At 71.2% G+C, this 17,238-nt stretch carries 14 protein-coding genes; all 14 read right to left on the minus strand.

Annotated features, from left to right (window positions below; translation table 11 throughout):
- Window positions 1-7 precede the first annotated feature (7 nt).
- From rfbC to OG194_RS06025, 14 genes are read right to left on the minus strand one after another with little or no spacing between them, the layout of a single operon-like run.
- Complete coding sequence (rfbC, locus tag OG194_RS05960) at window positions 8-559, minus strand: dTDP-4-dehydrorhamnose 3,5-epimerase (protein ID WP_327399788.1); 552 nt, start codon at window positions 557-559, stop codon at window positions 8-10.
- Window positions 556-1,794 (minus strand): polysaccharide pyruvyl transferase family protein, encoded by a 1,239-nt coding sequence (locus OG194_RS05965; protein ID WP_327399789.1) that lies wholly within the window; start codon window positions 1,792-1,794, stop codon window positions 556-558. Before OG194_RS05965 ends, rfbC begins: the two co-directional genes overlap by 4 nt.
- Window positions 1,791-2,738 carry a glycosyltransferase family 2 protein gene (locus OG194_RS05970; protein WP_327399790.1) on the minus strand — a complete coding sequence of 316 codons (948 nt, stop codon included), beginning with the start codon at window positions 2,736-2,738 and terminating at the stop codon, window positions 1,791-1,793. The genes OG194_RS05965 and OG194_RS05970 overlap by 4 nt, the downstream gene beginning before the upstream one ends.
- Window positions 2,735-4,033 (minus strand): hypothetical protein, encoded by a 1,299-nt coding sequence (locus OG194_RS05975; RefSeq protein ID WP_442811497.1) that lies wholly within the window; start codon window positions 4,031-4,033, stop codon window positions 2,735-2,737. The genes OG194_RS05970 and OG194_RS05975 overlap by 4 nt, the downstream gene beginning before the upstream one ends.
- Window positions 4,030-5,304 (minus strand): DUF4910 domain-containing protein, encoded by a 1,275-nt coding sequence (locus OG194_RS05980; protein WP_442811498.1) that lies wholly within the window; start codon window positions 5,302-5,304, stop codon window positions 4,030-4,032. Before OG194_RS05980 ends, OG194_RS05975 begins: the two co-directional genes overlap by 4 nt.
- Complete coding sequence (locus tag OG194_RS05985) at window positions 5,301-6,326, minus strand: NAD-dependent epimerase/dehydratase family protein (protein ID WP_327399792.1); 1,026 nt, start codon at window positions 6,324-6,326, stop codon at window positions 5,301-5,303. The genes OG194_RS05980 and OG194_RS05985 overlap by 4 nt, the downstream gene beginning before the upstream one ends.
- Window positions 6,327-6,332: 6 nt before the next feature.
- Window positions 6,333-6,980 carry a PIG-L deacetylase family protein gene (locus tag OG194_RS05990; protein ID WP_327399793.1) on the minus strand — a complete coding sequence of 216 codons (648 nt, stop codon included), beginning with the start codon at window positions 6,978-6,980 and terminating at the stop codon, window positions 6,333-6,335.
- Entirely contained in the window at window positions 6,977-7,771 is a 795-nt protein-coding gene (locus OG194_RS05995) for a glucose-1-phosphate cytidylyltransferase (RefSeq protein WP_327399794.1), read from the minus strand. The genes OG194_RS05990 and OG194_RS05995 overlap by 4 nt, the downstream gene beginning before the upstream one ends.
- The gene (locus OG194_RS06000) at window positions 7,768-9,018 is read right to left on the minus strand and encodes a class I SAM-dependent methyltransferase (protein ID WP_327399795.1); all 1,251 of its coding nucleotides are present in this window, start codon (window positions 9,016-9,018) and stop codon (window positions 7,768-7,770) included. Before OG194_RS06000 ends, OG194_RS05995 begins: the two co-directional genes overlap by 4 nt.
- Window positions 9,015-10,256 (minus strand): glycosyltransferase, encoded by a 1,242-nt coding sequence (locus tag OG194_RS06005; RefSeq protein WP_327399796.1) that lies wholly within the window; start codon window positions 10,254-10,256, stop codon window positions 9,015-9,017. The genes OG194_RS06000 and OG194_RS06005 overlap by 4 nt, the downstream gene beginning before the upstream one ends.
- 2 nt (window positions 10,257-10,258) lie before the next feature.
- The gene (locus tag OG194_RS06010) at window positions 10,259-11,533 is read right to left on the minus strand and encodes an O-antigen ligase domain-containing protein (RefSeq protein WP_327399797.1); all 1,275 of its coding nucleotides are present in this window, start codon (window positions 11,531-11,533) and stop codon (window positions 10,259-10,261) included.
- Between the two features lies 1 nt (window position 11,534).
- The gene (locus OG194_RS06015) at window positions 11,535-13,076 is read right to left on the minus strand and encodes a right-handed parallel beta-helix repeat-containing protein (RefSeq protein WP_327399798.1); all 1,542 of its coding nucleotides are present in this window, start codon (window positions 13,074-13,076) and stop codon (window positions 11,535-11,537) included.
- Window positions 13,073-15,049 carry a heparinase II/III family protein gene (locus OG194_RS06020; protein WP_327399799.1) on the minus strand — a complete coding sequence of 659 codons (1,977 nt, stop codon included), beginning with the start codon at window positions 15,047-15,049 and terminating at the stop codon, window positions 13,073-13,075. Before OG194_RS06020 ends, OG194_RS06015 begins: the two co-directional genes overlap by 4 nt.
- Window positions 15,046-17,235, minus strand: coding sequence for a bi-domain-containing oxidoreductase (locus tag OG194_RS06025; protein WP_327399800.1), 2,190 nt, complete (start codon window positions 17,233-17,235; stop codon window positions 15,046-15,048). The genes OG194_RS06020 and OG194_RS06025 overlap by 4 nt, the downstream gene beginning before the upstream one ends.
- Between the last annotated feature and the right edge of the window lie 3 nt (window positions 17,236-17,238).

Consider the following 17,238-nt stretch of genomic DNA (forward strand, 5'->3'; position numbering starts at 1 on the left):
GGGGACCTCATCTTTCTCTGTGCTTCAGGACCTCGGCGAGGCTCGGCGCCTCTCGGTCCCGTTGGGACATCAGTGCAGCCGGCAGCGGCCAGGGAATGGCGAGCTCCGGGTCGTCGAAGGCGATGGTGACGTCCTCGGTCGGATCGTGCGGGCGGTCGATCCGGTACGAGGTGTCGGCGGTGTCGGTCAGTGCCTGAAAACCGTGCGCGCATCCCGCGGGAATGTAAAGAGTTGGTTGTGATTCGCCTGTGAGTTCAAAGGAAACCCAATGGCGGTAGGTCGGGGAATCCGGCCGCAGGTCCACGACGACGTCGAAGACCCGCCCGTACGAGCACCGCACCAACTTGGCCTCGCCCGCGCCGGATCGCAGGTGCAGGCCGCGCACCACGCCCCGGACCGAGCGGGACAGGCTGTCCTGGACGAAGGCGTCCGGGTCGAGGCCCACCGAGCGGACCACGTCGGCGTCGAAGGTGCGGCAGAAGAAGCCCCGTTCGTCGGCGTACGGCGTCGGCTCGAAGAGGAACGCACCGGCGATCTCCGGGACTTCGGTCGCTTTCATGGAGACTCCTGGCGGGCGTGGGCGTGGGTGTGGCTGGTCGCGGGGAACACGGCCGCGGTCAACGAGCTGAACTGGTCCCGCAGTTGGCGGGCGGCGGCCAGGTTCCGCTCGGCGAGGGTCTGCCGCAGTTCGGCCGATCGCTTCTCCAGCGCCCGGAATTGCTCCAGCAACCGGTCGGCGTCGACCTCGCGCGCCGGGTGGCAGTACGCGCCGAGGCCCATCCGGTCCATGAGCGCGTCGCTCTTCGCCGCGTAGCTGAGCGCGAGCACCGGCGTTCCGGTCTTCAGCGCGCAGATCAGGTTGTGGTACCTGACTGCTACTACGGTGTCGGCGGCCGTCATCTCCTTCATCAGGTCATCCAGGGAGGTCGGTTCAGCCGCGGTGACGAGTGGTGAGTCGACCGCGTCGAGGATCGCGGCGACCACCGTGGCGTCGCAGCGGTCGCCGGTGAGCAGCCGGACCGGTCTGCCCTCCTCGACCAGCGTGCGGACGAACCGGATCGTCCCGTCGAGGTAGCGGCCGTATATCTCGTCGGCCCGGGCGCGGTCGTCGTTGCCGCCGTGGAAGTCCATGACGCCGACGCAGACCGTGCCGGGCACGTCCGAGGGCGCGTTCGCGGGCGGTGCCGGCAGGGAGAACGCGAGGTCCGGGTAGACCTCGTCGCGCGCGGTGTCCACGCCCATCGCCCCCATCGCGTCCTTGGACTGGGCGTCCCGGTACGACCGGTAGGCGGCCAGCCGCCCCGACCAGCGGACCAGGGCCCGGGTGGGCCGGTTGCGGATCTCGGCGGCGCCGACGCTGACCAGCGCGACCCGGGTGCGCGTCAGTCGGCCGCTCGCGCAGAGCAGGAACAGCGAGTACGGGAAGCCCCACGGTCGTAGCGGCAGGGTGGCCTCCAGGACGCCCATGCCCGGCACGATCACCACGTCGTGCTTCCGCACCCAGGCGGCGGTGCGGAAGATGTCGACGAACTTGCCCAGCCCCTTGGACGCGATCGAGCCCGCGCGGGACGCGGTCCGGTACTCGGCGCGGTTCCAGTGCATCCGGGTGGCGGGGATGCCGAACCGGGCCGTCACGGCCTCGGGTCCGCCGCAGAAGGCGTCCACGACCGCGTCCGGGTGGTCGGCGCGGAGGTATCCGAGGACGGCTTCGAGCGACCCGTCGTTGCCGAGGTTGCCGGAGCCGAGCAGGCCGAACACCCCGACGCGCACCGGAAGTTGGCCCGTGGACGTCATGCGCGCCTCCCCTCGCGGCCGGCGACGAGGGCGTCGACGGAGACCGTGAGCTGGGCCGGGTCGACCGGGGCCCGGTCCTCGACCCGCTCGCCGGCGCCCGGCCGGACCCGGCTGGTCATCCAGGAAGCCAGGTGGCGGTAGCAGGCGCGCCGGTCGGCCGGGGAGAGCGGCGCCCGCCGGATCGACGAGGCGAAGCCCCAGACGTACTCGGCCAGCAGGCGGGGCGTCGGGTGCAGCGCGCCGGCCCGGCGCGGGTCCAGGTTGACGCACCGGGCGCGCTTGGAGGGGTTGGCGCGTTCGGCGCGGGTGGGGTGGTCGCGGCGGAAGTACAGCAGTTCCGGGACCTGGTGAAAGCGTCCGTGCAGGGTGATCTCGGCGACGAAGGTGCGATCCGCGTGGTGGTAGCTGTCCATCGGTTTCACCCGGCGCAGCACGTCGGCGCGGATCACGCCGTAGAAGTCGTCGCCGCCCGGCTCGAACAGCAGGCTGCGGAAGCGGTCCGGTGCGTGCGGGGAGTCGGTGGCGAGCGTGTAGTCGTAGGGCACCGTCACCTGGCCGTCGCCGTCGATGACCGCCTGGTCGGTGTGGGCGAGGATCACGTCAGGGCGCTCGTCCAGTGCTTCTATGCAGCGCGTCAGCAGGTCGCGGCCGTAGAGGTCGTCGTGCGAGGCCCACTTGAACAACTCGCCGCGGGACTCGGCGAAGACGTGGTTGTGGTTCGGGGTGGCGCCGATGTTGCGGGGCAGCCGGAGGTAGCGGATGCGGGAGTCCTGCGCGGCGTACTTGCGGCAGATGGTCTCGGTGGCGTCGGTCGAGGCGTTGTCGGAGACGACCAGTTCGAAGTCCTCGTAGGTCTGGCCGAGCAGGGCGTCGAACGACTCGGCCAGGTACTCCTCGCCGTTGTACACGGGCAGGCCGATGCTCAGCCTCGGTCGGTCGGTCATGAGGTCCTCACTTCGGGGATGGTTTCGCGGTGGCGCTCGCGCAGGGCGGAGCGCAGTTGCAGCCACCACACGGCCGAGCCGCTGATGGTCGCGGCGGCGACGCCCCAGGCCGAGCCGGCCGTACCGGCGAGGGCCGCCCCGCCGAGTCCGCCGCCGACGTAGCAGGCGGAGGCGAACAGCTGGCATTTCAGGCTGCGCCGGGCGGCACCGAGTGCTCGGAGTCCGGCCGCCGCTCCGGTGCCGAGGCCCGCTCCCGCGACGCTGAGGGTGATCTGCACGATGAGGTGCGAGGAGGAGTGCCAGACGTCGCCGAGCGCCAACTCGCCGAGCCTGCCCGGCATCAGCAGCAGCGCCGAGCCCCAGAGCAGCGCTCCGGTGGCCTGTCCCCCGCCGAGCAGGAGGCAGAACCTGCCCAGTCGGTGCGGGGCCTGCCGCAGCACGCGTGCCGCCTCGGGGACGGTGACCAGCGACAGCCCCATCAGTACGGCGAGGAAGGGGCCGAGGAGGAGTTCGGCACCGCGCACCGCGCCCACCGCGCTCACTCCGACGATCGCGCCGAGGCCGTACGCGCGGAGCTGGCTCGCGCCGCTGAGGCTGACGTTCTCGACCAGGTACCGGTAGCCGAGATCGCGCTGTTCGCGCAGCCACCCGCGGGCCTGTGATGTGCGGGGCCGGATGCCGGACTGGACGCAGCCGTACCCCGCGGCCACCGTGGCGGACGCGCCCCAGGCGAGCACGAAGGCGGCCACGGTGCCGACATGGGCCGCCACCACCATGGCGGGGATGAGCGCGACGCCCCACACGATGTCGTTGACGAACGCCTTCCGCCCGTCACCGGCGGCGAAGAACGAGAACCGCCAGGCGTCCTGGAGCAGCAGCCCCGGCATCATGAGACCGAGGGCGGCGAACGCGGGCCCCACCCGGCCGCCGAGGCCGAGCCCGGCCGCCAGACACAGCACTCCGAGGGCCGTACCGACGCAGAGCGCCGTACCCGTCGAGCGGGTCACCGCCCCGCGCCAGGACGGCTCCGGCACCCCGCTGAAGCGCACCACGAGCGGGTCGGTGGCCAGGCCGCGGGAGACGTTGAGCACCACGCCGTAGGTCACCCAGGCGAGGCTGAACACGCCGAACGCGGTCACCCCCAGCGAGCGGGCCACGTAGATACCCACCGCGAAGTTGCTGATGCTGGAGGCCGCCTGGTCGGCCAGTCCCCAGGAGAGCCGGCCGACGAGGGCGCGCTTGGCGGACCGGGCCGGTGTGGTCGCCTTCTCCCCGTCGGTGGTCATCGGCGTCATGTCTTGATCAGCCCTGCCTCGTGCAGAGCGCCGGCCGCACCGGCGACGGTGTCGAACGGCAGCCCGGACCGCTCGGCGACGTCCAGCAGACTGTGCTCGCCGTCGGAGAGGTTGAGCACCCAGAGCATGGCCATCTGGGCCTGCTTGGTGTCGCTGCGCCCACCGAGCGCGTCGTACAACCCGCGCCGGCCCAACTGCGGTTCGCCGTAGGGGCTGAGGTTGAGGTACCGCCGGTTGCGGTCGAGAACGGCGAACGCCTCGCGACAGACCGCGAGGGTGTCCGCCATCGCCGTCGGGGAGACGTAGTCCAGGTTGTCCGCCGAGGTGTGGTATTCGGGGTAGCCCGCGTACGGGGTCCGGGTGAGCGAGCCCACGCCCAGGTTGAAGCCGGGCGAGCAGTACTGCCGCTCGTCGTAGCCGTACGGGGTGAACTCGTTGACGCGGTGCGGGCGTTCGGACGCCGCGAGCACGTGCCGCAGCACCCGGTCGATCTCCGCGTCGCCGCGCCTGCTCTGCTTGTACGTCACCTGCCCCGGGTCCCCGGCGCAGGCCAGCACGAGGCCGTGCTTGACCCGGTCCACCCGCTCCGCGTTGCGCGCGAGCCAGGTGATCGCCCCGATGGTGCCGGGCGCGTAGATGAACCGGTAGGTGTAGTACGGCGTTTGCTCCGCCAGCTGCCGGGCGAGGAACGTCGCCACCGCGATGCCGGCCAGGTTGTCGTTGGCCAGCGACGGATGGCAGGTGTGGCAGGAGACGATCACCTCGTCGGCGACCTGTCCGGGGACGACGTGCTCGGCGTAGGTGAGGTGGCCGTCGGCGAGGGTGGAGTCGATCCGCACCTCGTAGTCGCCGTCCGGCAGCGCGTCCAGGGTCTCCTGGGCCAGGCAGAAGCCCCACTCCGGCTTGTAGTAACTGGTGCGGTACGGAACCCAGTTGGGCTGGTCCGGCAGGGTGTGCAGGTGCGCGCGCAGCTCGGACAGGGGCATGGTCCTCGCCACCGGCACGCTGTAGCCGAGGACGTGCAGGCTGGACTCGGCGAAGTCGACGACCCGCCGGCCGGTGCTGTCGGCGATGTACGCGTCCCGGATGTTCCACTCCTGTGGAACGGTCCAATCGAGCACCTGCGTCCCGGTCGGCACCTCGTGCACCTGCAACGGGACGTACTCACCGACGATGTCCAGGGTGGCGCGCACCCCGTCGCCGGTGATGCTCCGGCAGAGCGGGTACATCCGCTCCACCAGGCCGTACATTTCCTCGCCCACGTCGGTCATCGGCGCCACCGCAGGGTGTCGTCGACGGTGCCTGCGTCGGTCGCCGCGCGCAGCACGGCGAGGCGGGTGAAGCGGCGGTCGAAGTCCTCCCGGGTCAGGTCGAACTTCCGGTAGGCGTCGGCGAGTTCGAGCGCGCCCTGCTTCACCGTCCACTCGCAGTCGAAGCCGGGGATCGCATCGCGGAAGCGGGAGAAGTCCACCCGGTAGGACCGCGGGTCGGCACCGTTCTCCCCGGTGATCACCACCTTCGCGCCGGCCACCGCCTCGGCGACCTGGTCGGCGATCTCGGCGACCGTGACGTTGTTGATCTCGCTGCCGATGTTGAACGCCCGGTCGTGCACCGCGTCGCGCGGCGCGGTCAGCGCGGCCGTGAAGGCGCGGGCGATGTCGGCGGCGTGCACCAGCGGGCGCCAGGGTGTGCCGTCGGAGAGGACAAGGACCTCGCCGGACAGGAGCGCGTGGCCGACCAGGTTGTTCAGCACGATGTCGGCGCGCAGCCGGGGCGAGAAGCCGAAGGCGGTGGCGTTGCGCATGAACACCGGGGTGAAGTCGTCGTCGGCCAGTTCGTGCAGGTCGTCCTCGACCCGCACCTTCGACTCCGCGTACGGCGTCACCGGGCGCAGCGGGGCATCCTCCGTGACCAGGCCGTCGCCGCCGGAGGCGCCGTAGACGGAGCAGGTCGACGCGTACAGGAAGCGCCCGACTCCGGCGTCCCGGGCCAGTTTCGCCAGTCGTACGGACGCGTGGTGGTTGATGTCGTAGGTGAGTTCCGGCGCCAGTGAGCCGAGCGGGTCGTTGGAGAGTGCGGCCAGGTGGATCACGGCGTCCACCCCGGCCACGTGGTCGGCGGTGATGTCGCGCAGGTCCACCCGTACCCCGGGCGGGTCGGCGGGCTGCGGGCCGAGGACGGAGTCGGCGAACAGGCCGGAGTCGAGGCCGACGACCTCGTGTCCGGCGGCCGTGAGGACGGGTGCCATGACGGTGCCCAGATAGCCCTGGTGTCCGGTCAGTAGTACGCGCAAGGTTGTTCAACCCCCCAGGTTGAGCGTGAGTTTGGTGACGGCGAACGCCTCGGCGTATCGCTCGTGGCATTCGATGCCGCGGATCCGCGCGAGGCCGAGGAAGGCCTCCCGGTCGTACCAGGGCCGGTGGCGCTGCGAGGCGTAGTGCTCCTGAAGCAGCCGCACCTTCTGTTCGGCGGTCTCCGGCGACAGCGGCTGGTACGCCGCCATGCGGCCGAGATCGCCGTCCCACTTGACGATCTCGTAGCCGAGCGCGAGGTGGTCGCGGAACGCGGTGGGAATCAGCCGCGCCAGGCCGCGGTGGTCCTGGTGCGCGTCATCGGTACGCGGGGCCAGGATCAGATCCGGGTCGGTCCGCTCGCGCAGTTCCTCGACCGCGGCCTTGGCCTCGTCCCAGTGCGTGGGCAGCCGGCCGTCCGGCAGCTTGTGCACGGTCAGCCGCAGGTCGGCGCCCGGGCAGAAGGCGGTGAGCGCGGCCTGTTCCTCCTGCTCGCGCTCGCTGCCGCCGCCGGAGAGCACCAGCGCGTCGACGCGGATGCCCGGCCGCGCCTGACAGAGCGTCAACAGCGTGCCGCCGGCGCCGATGGCGATGTCGTCGCAGTGGGCGCCCACGACGACGATCCGGTCGAGAGGACCGGCTCCGAGCCTGATCACGCACGCACCTCCGCGCTGTCCCGCTCCCACACGGCCCACGGACGGTCGCCCCGGGTGTAGGCCTCGTCGAGCGCGGCGCGCTCCTTCACGGTGTCGGTCGGCTTCCAGAAGCCGCGGTGCTGATGCGCCACCAGCCGTCCGCGCTTGGCCAGTTGGGCGCATCCGTCGGCGACCAGGTCCCCGTTCTCCGGTATGTGGTCGAAGACCTCCTGGCGGAGGACGAAGTAGCCGCCGTTCTCCCACAGCGGCATGTCGCTCACCGCGGTGATGCCGCCTACGAGGCCGTCCTCGCCCAACTCCACGCAGTGGAACGAGGATTGTGGCGGTACGACCATCATCGACGCCCCGGCGTCGCGCAGGGCGAACCGGTCGATCATCTCGGGCAGCGGGGCGTCGGTGAGCACGTCGGCGTAGTTGGCGAGGAACATCTCGTCGCCGTCCAGATGGTGTCGCACCCGGCGCAGCCGCTCCCCGATCGGTGACTCGATGCCGGTCTGCGCGAACGTGATCGTCCAGTCCGCGATGTCGGTGGACAGCAACTCGGTGCGCCCGCCCCGCAGGACGAAGTCGTTGGACGCCGTCTCCTCGTAGTTGAGGAAGAACTCCTTGATGTGGTGCGCCCCGTAGCCGAGGCACAGGATGAACTCCTTGTGCCCGAAGTGCGCGTAGTAGCGCATGACGTGCCAGATCAGCGGTCTCGGCCCGACCATCGCCATGGGCTTGGGCACGTCGTCGGAGGTTCCGTTGCGCATGCGCATCCCGTAACCGCCGCAGAACAGGACGACCTTCATGCCGTGACCTCCTTCAAGGCGCCCTCGACGACGCTCAGTTCGGGGATCGGGAAGACCAGCCGGCCGCCCCACTCGTGCACGAACGACAGCTGCTCGACCAGCTCGGCCCGCAGGTTCCACGGGAGGACGAGGACGTAGTCCGGCTTGTCGGCGGCTATCTGCTCGGGCGGCAGGATCGGGATGCGGGTGCCCGGGGTGAACCTGCCGTGCTTGTACGGATTGCGGTCGACCGTGTACGCGAGCAGGTCGGGCCGGATGCCGCAGTGGTTGAGCAGGGTGTTGCCCTTGCCCGGGGCGCCGTAGCCGACGACCGTCTCGCCGCGCTCGGCCGCCTCGATGAGGAACCGCAGCAGGTCCCGGCGCACCTTGGCCACCCGGGCGGAGAACTCGGTGTACCCCGACAGCTCCTGCAAGCCGGCGGCCTTCTCCCGGGCCAGCACGTCGGCCACCCGCTGCGACGGCTCGCCCGCCACCTCGGCCGGCCGGGCCCACAGCCGGATGGAGCCGCCGTGCGTGGGCAGCAACTCGACGTCCACGAGGGCGAGTCCGCCGCTCGCGAGGGCCCGGATCGCGGAGGCGACCGTGTAGTACTGGAAGTGCTCGTGGTAGATCGTGTCGTACTGGTTCTCCTCGATCAGGGTCAGCAGGTGCTGCACCTCGACGGAGACCCAGCCGTCGTCGGCGACCAGTGCGCGCAGTCCCTGGGTGAACCCGACGACGTCGGGGATGTGCGCGTACACGTTGTTGGCCACGACCAGGTCCGCCGGGCCGTGCTCGGCGCGGACGGCCGAGCCGGTGTCGGGGCTCAGGAACTCCGTGTGCGTGGGCACCCCCGCCTCGCGCGCCGCGGCACCGACGTTCACCGACGGTTCGATGCCCAGGCAGCGGATCCCCCGGTCCACCACGTGCCGCAGCAGGTAGCCGTCGTTGCTCGCGACCTCCACCACGAAGGCGTCGGGGCCGAGGTCGAGGCGCTGTACGGCGCCGTCGACGAACGTGCGCGCGTGCTCCACCCAGGAGGTCGAGAACGAGGAGAAGTACGCGTACTCCTTGAACGTCTCCTCCGGCGTGATCAGCGGCGGGAGCTGCGCCAGCCAGCAGTCGGTGCAGACCCGCAGGTTCAGCGGGTACGTCTGCTCCGGCCGGTCCAGTTGGTCCGCGGCGAGAAAGCTCTCACATGGCGGTGTCGCTCCAAGATCGACGACGCTCGTCGTCGCTTCCGAGCCGCAGAGTCGGCATCGTGTCATCTGCTGTCCCCATCCCCCCTGCTCGCGTGGGTGTCCCCACCGCGAGCCAGTGCTGACCGACCCGCGATCGCGGTGCGGTACTCCTCCAGCAGGCGCTCCAGGCCGACGGCCGGGCTGAATCCCTGCTCGTAGTGGCGCCGGGCCGCCTGCCCCATCTCCCGGTTGCGGTCCGGCTCGGCCGCGATCCGGCGTAGGCAGGACGCGAGCGAGGCGGGCTCGCCCGGCCGGTGCAGCAGCCCGGTGACGCCGTCCTCGACGAGTTCGACGAAGGCGCCGTGACCGGCGGCGACGGTCGGCACCCCGGCCGCCATCGCCTCCACGACCACCAGGCCGAACGCCTCCAGCCAGGTCGAGGGAGCCACCACGGCGACCGACCGCGCGACGGCCTCCCGGCACTCCGCCGCGTCCAACAGGCCGACGTAGCGCACGTCGTCCCGGCCCGCGGCCCAGGCGGTCACCTCGGGCTCCAGCGGCCCGGTGCCGGCGATCACGAGCGGTACGCCCACACCACCGGCCGCCGCGATCTCGTCCCACGCGGTCATGAGCAGCCGCACGCCCTTGGCCTCCGCGAGCCGGCCGAGATACAGCACGTGCTCGCCGTCACCCGTGCGGCGACTGCCCGGCTCCGGAACGAAGTTGTGCTTCACCGCCAGCCGCTCGGCCGGCATGCCGGAACGCACCAGGACGTCGCGCTGCGCGGCGGAGATACAGAGGAAGCGCTCCACGCCGGTCCACCAGCGCCGCCGGTTGACCGACAGGCTGACCGCGAGCGGCACGGTCGCCAGGCGGGAGTTGCGGTAGCAGCCGTGCCGGACGGCGGGCAGTGGCGTCGAGCCGACGCACTCGGTGCACGGCCGGCCGTCCCGCTGGAGTGTGCCGGGCGGGCAGACCTGGGTGTAGTTGTGCAACGTGGCGACGGCGGGGACTCCGGCGTCGGCGCAGGCGGCGAGGACCGCGGGCGACAGGAGCGGGAACACGTTGTGGACGTGCACGACGTCCGGCCGCTCGGCCCGCAGCTTGGCCGCGAGTTCCGTGCGCACTCCCGGGTTCCACGGCACCAGGAGCGGCACCGCGACCTTCCCGAGGAGGGAGCGGCCGCCGATGTCGTCGCTGCGCCGCTCGAACACCTCGACCCGATGGCCGGCCGCGCGCAGCAGCTCCACCTCCTGGTCGACGACCTTGTTCTCCCCGCTCGGCTGCGCCGAGTTGTAGCGGTTGTGCACCACGAGAACGTGCATGCTCACTTCACCTCCGATCTACGGGCCCAGCGCGGGACGTGCCGTCGAGGGGCTTCGGGCAGCGCGAGCACAGCGGCCTGGGCAGGGGCCGCCAACAGCGAGGCGGCCAGGGCCAGATGGAGCAGATACGGCGAGGCGTCACCGAGACCGGCCTCGGTGTACGAGGCGATCGCGCAGTAGCTGATCAGGAAGATCGCGCAGGCCCGTTGCAGGGAGGGCGGCCGGAGCAGGGCGACGCCGCCCAGCACGACGATGATCAACGCGACGAGGGTGACACCGATCAGGCCCTGTTCGTTGTAGACGGCCAGCCAGCTGTTGTCGATCGGCAGCCCGCCGAAGGACTTGTCGCCCAGGCCCACGCCGAACGCCTGCTGCGCGGCGGACCGGGGCTCGGCCAGCAGGGCGTTCCAGACCTTGGCCCGACCGGTGAGACTGGAGAAGTTCTCCTGGCTCTGTCCGCGCAGGAACCAGGTCTGCAGCGCGGAGGCGAAGCCGACCGCGGCCACCACGGAGATCAGCACGGCCCAGGTGAAGAAGCGGCGGGCCGCGGCGCTGGTCAGGATGAGCGAGCCGATCGCCAGCGCCAGCCCGAGGAGCAGGCCGAGCGTGGCCGTCCGGGTGTGGGTCAGCGCGAGCAGCACCAGCGACGGCACGATGACCAGCACGGCGCTGGTCCGGTCGGTCCGCTTGCCGATGACGAGCAGCGCGGTGAGCCCGATGATCACCGCCGCGTACTGCCCGATCTGCGGCGGGGTGAGCGGCCACAGCGCGCCGACGAGGCGTCCGCCGTAGAGGCCGGGCAGGGCCTTGCCCGGGGAGACGAGCAGGCCGAGGGCCACCGAGCCGAGGACCGCGAAGTAGGCCCGGATGTGGTAGCGGACGAACGTGAGGCTGCCGTCCCACCAGCGGCTGAGCAGCCACAGGGTGCCGACGAAGAGGGTCAGCCGGAAGCAGCGGAACAGCGCGCCCATCCCGGACTCCAGGCTCGCGCTGGAGATCACGCTGGACACCAGCAGCAGGGAGAGCAGCAGTACATAGGCGCTGGCCCTGATGCGCACCCGCTGGTTGATCAAGAGGGCCAGCGCGAACGCGGCGACCAGCGAGCCCATGGTGACCATCTGGATGAGGGAGCGGGGCAGCGGGACGATGGTCTTCGCCCCGGCGGAGCCCAGGGTGTTGAGGACCAGCAGTCCCCACACGATGCCGACGGTCTTCGGTGTGCCGACGGGGCGTAGCGTCCCCGCCGTATCCGGTCCGCGCGTCAGGTTCTGAGCCATCTCAACCACCGGCCTGAAGGTCGAGGGTGCTGCCCTTGTCCTGCGAGTACGGCGTCGCCTGCCACTGCCCGAAGTCGAGCACCTTGCTCTGGTCCTCGGCGTCGAACTTCCACGGTCCGACGTAGACGTTGTCGTGCCAGCGGTTGTGCTGCTTCTCGGTGATGGCGTCGGCCACCTGCTCGCCCTTGTACGGCGACCAGTCCGGGTAGGTGCCGTAGTTGGACAGCACGGCCATGCGGTCGCACATCTCCGTGCACTTGACGACGGACTCGTCGAGCACGAAGCGGTTGTCGTGGATGTCCACCCGCTGGGTCTTCCACCGGCAGTCGGAGTAGAGGGGTGCCTTGGTGATCGCCGGTCGCACGCAAGTGCTCGTCTTCTTCACCAGCAGGGTGCAGTCACCGGACGAGGTGTTGGCCGGGCTGTTGCAGAACCGGTCGGCGTTCTCCCACAGGGTGATCCCGTTCCAGTTGTTCTCCAGCACGTTCCGGTAGATCTCGATCTTGTCGGTGCGGGCCTTGACCCGTGGTTCGCCGCCGGACTCGGACAGGTAGACGGTCGCGTACGGGAAGTTGTCGCCGCCGTCGGCCGCCTTGCGGCCCTCGACCCAGTTGTTCCGCCGGATCGTGTTGTCCCGGACGACCGCGTTGTAGCTGGTCTCGTAGATCAGCGCGGCACCGTCGTTGGCCTCGATCACGTTGTTCTCGATGCGGAAGTCGTTGTTGTTGGTGTCCGCCCACAGCCCGGCGCCGCGGTTGTCGTGCACCCAATTGCCGCTGATCTCGGCGCCGTCGACCTCCCAGAACTTGATGCCTCCGGTGCAGCCGCAGCCCTCCTTGCGCCGCTCCCAGTCACCGGTGTTGTTGCCCGTGATCTCGTTGCCCTCGACCACCAGGCCGGTGATACGGCCGTTGCCCTTGTACGCGTTCATGCCGTACTGGCCGTTGTCGCGCAGGCAGTCGGCGCGGACCTGCTGGCGGGCACCGGCCATCAGTCCGGCGCCGGAGTTGTCCTTGACCGTCGAGTGTTCGATGACCCACCCGTCGGCCGAGTCGTGGTTGACGACGCCCTCGTCCTGCGGCGCGACGAATCCCCGCACGGTCAGATAGCGGATGGTGACGTCGGCGGCGTTGCCGGTGAAGGCGTACTGGTTGACCTTCCGGCCGTCGAGCACCGCGCCCGGCGCGCCGATGTAGTGGTCCCCCTTCTTGGGGATGACCTGGGCGTAGCGGTCCCGCTCCAGCTTGTGCGTGCCCGGCTTGAGCCAGAACGTGGTGTTCGGGGGGCTTTTCTTGGTCTTCGCCGCCAGGTCGCCGACCACCTTGGGGTCTACGGTGACCGCGCCCGCCGGCGCCTTCGCCGGTCCGGCGGCGGGGTTGGCGCACACCCGGGCCACGGACCGGGCGGCGGACGTGGACGTGGACGGCGCGGCGGTCGGCTTCGCGGCCGGGGCGCTCGACGTGCTGTCGCAGCCGGTGACCGTCAGCAGGGCCAGCGCCAGCGGTGCCGCCGCCGACGCCCAGTGCAGCCTCTTGATCCTCACGCGCCCCCCTGGCCGCGGAACCCGAGCACGGTGGTGAACTCGTCCGTGCCGTCGGCGAATCCGGTGCCGATCAGCGTGGTGGTGGGTTCCTTGCGCCCGAATCCGGCGGAGTACCAGCCCAGCGGCGGGTCCGTCTCGCCGCGATGCGCCTGCCAGGACAGCCGCGCGGGCAGGTCGAGCACCGCGGAGCGCTCCGCACCGTCCCGGGTCCAGGTGAGCACGGCCCGGTGTCCGGCCAGGTCCGCGGCGATCGCCGGGCCGAGGTGGAACGCCAACCGCACGTCCCGGCGCGGGCTTTGTCGGCCGCGGACCTCGTCGACGATCCTCAACTCCTGGCTCTCGGCCGTCAGTTCCACCCGGCGGCGGTGCACCGAGCCCTGGTACCCGTCGTGCTCGGCGGCCCAACGCGCCACCCCTGCACCGGAGTTGTCCACGTCGAGGACGCGGGTGCGGGCGTGCCGGGTCCACAGGAACGGGCCGCCGGACACGGACTGGTCACCGCCGTCCAACTGGAGGGTGTTGTGGCCGAGGGTCGAGCGGAAGTACTGCCGCCACGCGGGCTGCCCGTGGTAGCAGTACGTCCCCGGGTCGGCGAGCACGTCCACCCCGTCGTGCCGGACCTCCACGGACAGCGCGTCGGCGTGGGCGTGCGCGGCGATGGACAGGAAGCCGTGCGGACCGCCGTCGCAGCGGCACCAGATCTCCTCGGGACCGCGCAGGACGGTGAGCCCCGCGTCGGCGAAGTGGGCGGGCCTGGTCGCCGGCCGGGCGGTTCCGTCCTGCGCGTACGGCCGGACGAGCGCGGCCAGCAGCGGGGTGCGCACATCGGTGCCGGTGACCGTCGGCCACCAGTCGAGCCGGCCGAACACGGCGTCTCCGGTGGCGAGCAGTGAGCCCCAGCGGTCGGTGCCCGTGCCGTCCAGGACCAGACCGTGGCCGTCGTCCGCGTCCCCCTGGCGCGGCGGACGCAGCCGGTTGTCCACGACGGCCGCGAGCGCGTCGGTCATCCGCAGCAGTACCAGCCGGAGCGACTCGGGCACCGGCACGTCGGCGGCGTCCGCCTCGGCCACCGCGGCCAGGCCGAGTTCCAGCACGAGTCCGTGATATTCGGTGGCCAGTTCGCGGTTGAGGCCGGAGTCGAAGGTGTTGGCGCGCAGCTGCCGTTCCAGCGACCGCAGCGCATCGGACCGCCAACGCGCCGAGGAGGGGAACCAGTTGAACGCGCAGGCCGCGGCGAACTGTCCGGCGGTCTCGGCGATGACGTGGTTGTTCGCCGAGGATCCCCGGCTGGGGAAGGCGGCCAGCCAGCGCTGGTGGTGCCAGATCTGGTTCAGCGCCACCGGGTTGTCCTCGAACAGCTCGGCCGCGCCCGGCCAGCCGTCGAGCAGCCGTCGGATCCACACCCAGGACAGCAGCCGGATGCCCAGCTCGATCCCGCTGATCCAGTGCACGCCGCGCAGCGGCGGGTTGGCCGTCCACCACGACCGCAGGTGCTCGGCCACCCGCTCGGCGTACCGCTCGTTGCCGGTGACCGCGTAGGCGGCGGCGAGCACGGTGAGGTACTGATGCCGGGACGGCTCCCAGATCTGCTTGATGTCCCCGGCCACGTCCTCGTCGCGGTACGGCACGTCGAAGGCGTAGCCCGACGGGGCCCGGCGACCGGTCTTCGGGTCGTAGGACCAGTCCGGGTCGGTGAGGTCGTCGCGTTCCACCCCGAAGAACTCGACGTGCCCGGCCATCAGTTGGTCCGCCTCGGCGACGAGCCGCTTCACGGCGTCCGGCGGCACCTCGGCGACCGTGCCCGCGGGCAGGACGGCGGTGAAGCGGGCACCGGTGACGCTCGGGCAGTCCGGCCGCGCCGACCGCCAACGCCGCCTGCGCACGGCGTCGCCCGCTCGGCCCGCGACCTCTCGCGGTCCCATGCGGGACAGCCGCCGCAGGTACCAGCCCGGACTCCCCGAGTTCACAGTCATGGCGTCCTCGCCAGCGTCACCGGCGCACCGGCGGCCAGGCCGGTCTGTACGGCGAGGGTGGCCGCCGTGGTGGCGACCAGCGACTCCAGCGGCACGGGCATCGGTCCGCCGGTCCGAACTGCCTTGATGAACGCGGCCAGTTCGGCGTTCTGGCCCTTGTCCCGGGCCTTGGGCAGCCGCGAACTGACCCACTTCTTACCGCCGTGGACCGAGGCCTTGACGAAGTCGTCGAGCCGCAGCACCTTGCCGTCCGCGAGCAGGTCCAGGGTCTCCTTGGGGAAGCCGGGTGCGCCGGTGGTGACGTAGCTGATGGTGGCGGTGGAGCCGTCCGGGTAGCGCAGGACGACCTGGAGGTCCTCGTTGCCGGGCGCGGCCGTCGCGTACACGGAGACCGGGTCGGCGTCGAGGAGCCAGCTCGCCGTGTCGATGAAGTGGCCGCCCTCGCCGGCGAACCGCGAGCCCTCGGCGCCCTGTTGGAGGTACCAGCTGCCGTGCTGGAGCTTGCCCGCGTTGACCAGGTAGCGCAGGCTCGCCGGACCGGTCCGGGTGCCGAAGCGGTTCTTGGCCTCCTGGAGCAGCGGTGCGAACCGGCGGTTGAAGCCGACCTGGAGCCGGTCGTTGCCGGACTCCTCCACCGCCGCGAGCACTCCGGCCAGCTCGTCCTCGGTGAGGGCCAGGGGCTTCTCCACGAACACGGTCTTGCCGGCCAGGAGTGCCTGCCGGGTCAGTTCGGCGTGCGAGCTGTGCCGGGTGACCACGAACACCGCGTCGACGGACTTGTCGCCGAGCACGGCGTCGAGGTCGGTGGTCGCCTGGGCGAAGCCGAACTTGCGCTGCGCGTTGGCCGCGGACAGCGCGGTGGTGGTGACGACGGTCGACAGCTCGACGCCCTCGCGCTGTGCCAGGTGCGGCAGCAGCATCGACGTCGCGTAGTTTCCCGCGCCGACGAAAGCGAGCCGCACCGGCGTCTTGGCGGACCGGGCCGGGGCGACGGTCGTGGCGGTGCGTCGCACCTCGGGCACGGACACCTCCGGGGCCGCCGACTCCCCTTGTTCCGCCGCCTGTTCGGGATACCGGAACAGCACGGCCACGGCCTTCAGTTCGCCGTCCTTCAGGCTCTGGTAGGTCTCCACGGCGTCGTCGAAGTCGGCGATGTGGGAGACCAGGGGCTCCACGTCGACCCTGCCGCGGGCGAGGAGATCGAGGAAGCACGCCAGGTTGCGGCGCTCGGTCCAGCGCACGTAGCCGATCGGGTAGTCGCGTCCCTCCAGCTCGTACGACGGGTCGTAGCGCCCGGGGCCGTAGGAGCGCGAGAAGCGGACGTCGAGTTCCTTCTCGTAGTACGCGTTCCACGGCAGGTCGAGGCGGCACTTGCCGATGTCGACGACCCGGCCGCGGTCCCGCGCGAGCCGGGCGGCCAGCTCGACAGGCTGGTTGCTGCCGCCGCCCGCGGCCAGGAACACCTGGTCCACGCCGTGGCCGTCGGTGAGTTCGGCGACGGCCGCTTCCACGGCCGGCGACGCTGGGTCGCCGCAGGCCGCGGCGCCCAGGCGCTCGGCGAGTTCGCAGCGCGTCGGGTCGGGGTCGGCGCCGACCACGCGGACTCCGGCGGCGGTGAGGAGTTGCACCACGAGTTGCCCGATGAGGCCGAGGCCGATGACCAACGCCACCTCGCCGAGCTGCGGCTCGCCCTGGCGGACGCCCTGCATGGCGATCGAGCCGACGGTGCCGAAGGCCGCGTGCCGTGGCGCGAGACCGTCGGGGACGGGGGCGTAGAGGTTCTTCGGCACCCAATTCAGCTCGGCGTGCAGCGCGTGCTCGTTGCCGGCGCAGGCCACGAGGTCGCCGACCTTCACGTCGTCGATCCCGGCGCCGACCTGCTCGACCACCCCGCACAGCGAGTAGCCCAGCGGCGTGTAGGAGTCCAGCTTGCCCATCACCTTGCGGTAGGTGGCGGGCACCCCGTTGGTGGCCACGCTCTGCATGACCTTGGCCACCTGGTCCGGCCGGGAGCGGGCCTTGCCCAGCATCGACATGCCGGCCTCGGAGACCTTCATGAGCTCGGTGCCGGTGGATATCAGCGAGTAGGCGCTGCGCACCAGCACACCGCCCGGCTTGCACCCCGGTACCGGAACGTCGAGCACCGCCAGCTCGCCGCTCTTGTAGTTCTGTACAACCTGCTTCACCAG

This window comes from Streptomyces sp. NBC_01288 (genome assembly GCF_035982055.1).
Classification (GTDB): Bacteria; Actinomycetota; Actinomycetes; order Streptomycetales; family Streptomycetaceae; genus Streptomyces.

Excerpts from the sequence above, each read along its gene's own strand:
- rfbC (WP_327399788.1), bottom strand. The coding sequence starts at position 559 with ATGAAAGCGACCGAAGTCCCGGAGATCGCCGGTGCGTTCCTCTTCGAG.
- OG194_RS05965 (WP_327399789.1), bottom strand. The coding sequence starts at position 1,794 with ATGACGTCCACGGGCCAACTTCCGGTGCGCGTCGGGGTGTTCGGCCTG.
- OG194_RS05970 (WP_327399790.1), bottom strand. The coding sequence starts at position 2,738 with ATGACCGACCGACCGAGGCTGAGCATCGGCCTGCCCGTGTACAACGGC.
- OG194_RS05975 (WP_442811497.1), bottom strand. The coding sequence starts at position 4,033 with ATGACGCCGATGACCACCGACGGGGAGAAGGCGACCACACCGGCCCGG.
- OG194_RS05980 (WP_442811498.1), bottom strand. The coding sequence starts at position 5,304 with ATGACCGACGTGGGCGAGGAAATGTACGGCCTGGTGGAGCGGATGTAC.
- OG194_RS05995 (WP_327399794.1), bottom strand. The coding sequence starts at position 7,771 with ATGAAGGTCGTCCTGTTCTGCGGCGGTTACGGGATGCGCATGCGCAAC.
- OG194_RS06000 (WP_327399795.1), bottom strand. The coding sequence starts at position 9,018 with ATGACACGATGCCGACTCTGCGGCTCGGAAGCGACGACGAGCGTCGTC.
- OG194_RS06005 (WP_327399796.1), bottom strand. The coding sequence starts at position 10,256 with ATGCACGTTCTCGTGGTGCACAACCGCTACAACTCGGCGCAGCCGAGC.
- OG194_RS06010 (WP_327399797.1), bottom strand. The coding sequence starts at position 11,533 with ATGGCTCAGAACCTGACGCGCGGACCGGATACGGCGGGGACGCTACGC.
- OG194_RS06020 (WP_327399799.1), bottom strand. The coding sequence starts at position 15,049 with ATGACTGTGAACTCGGGGAGTCCGGGCTGGTACCTGCGGCGGCTGTCC.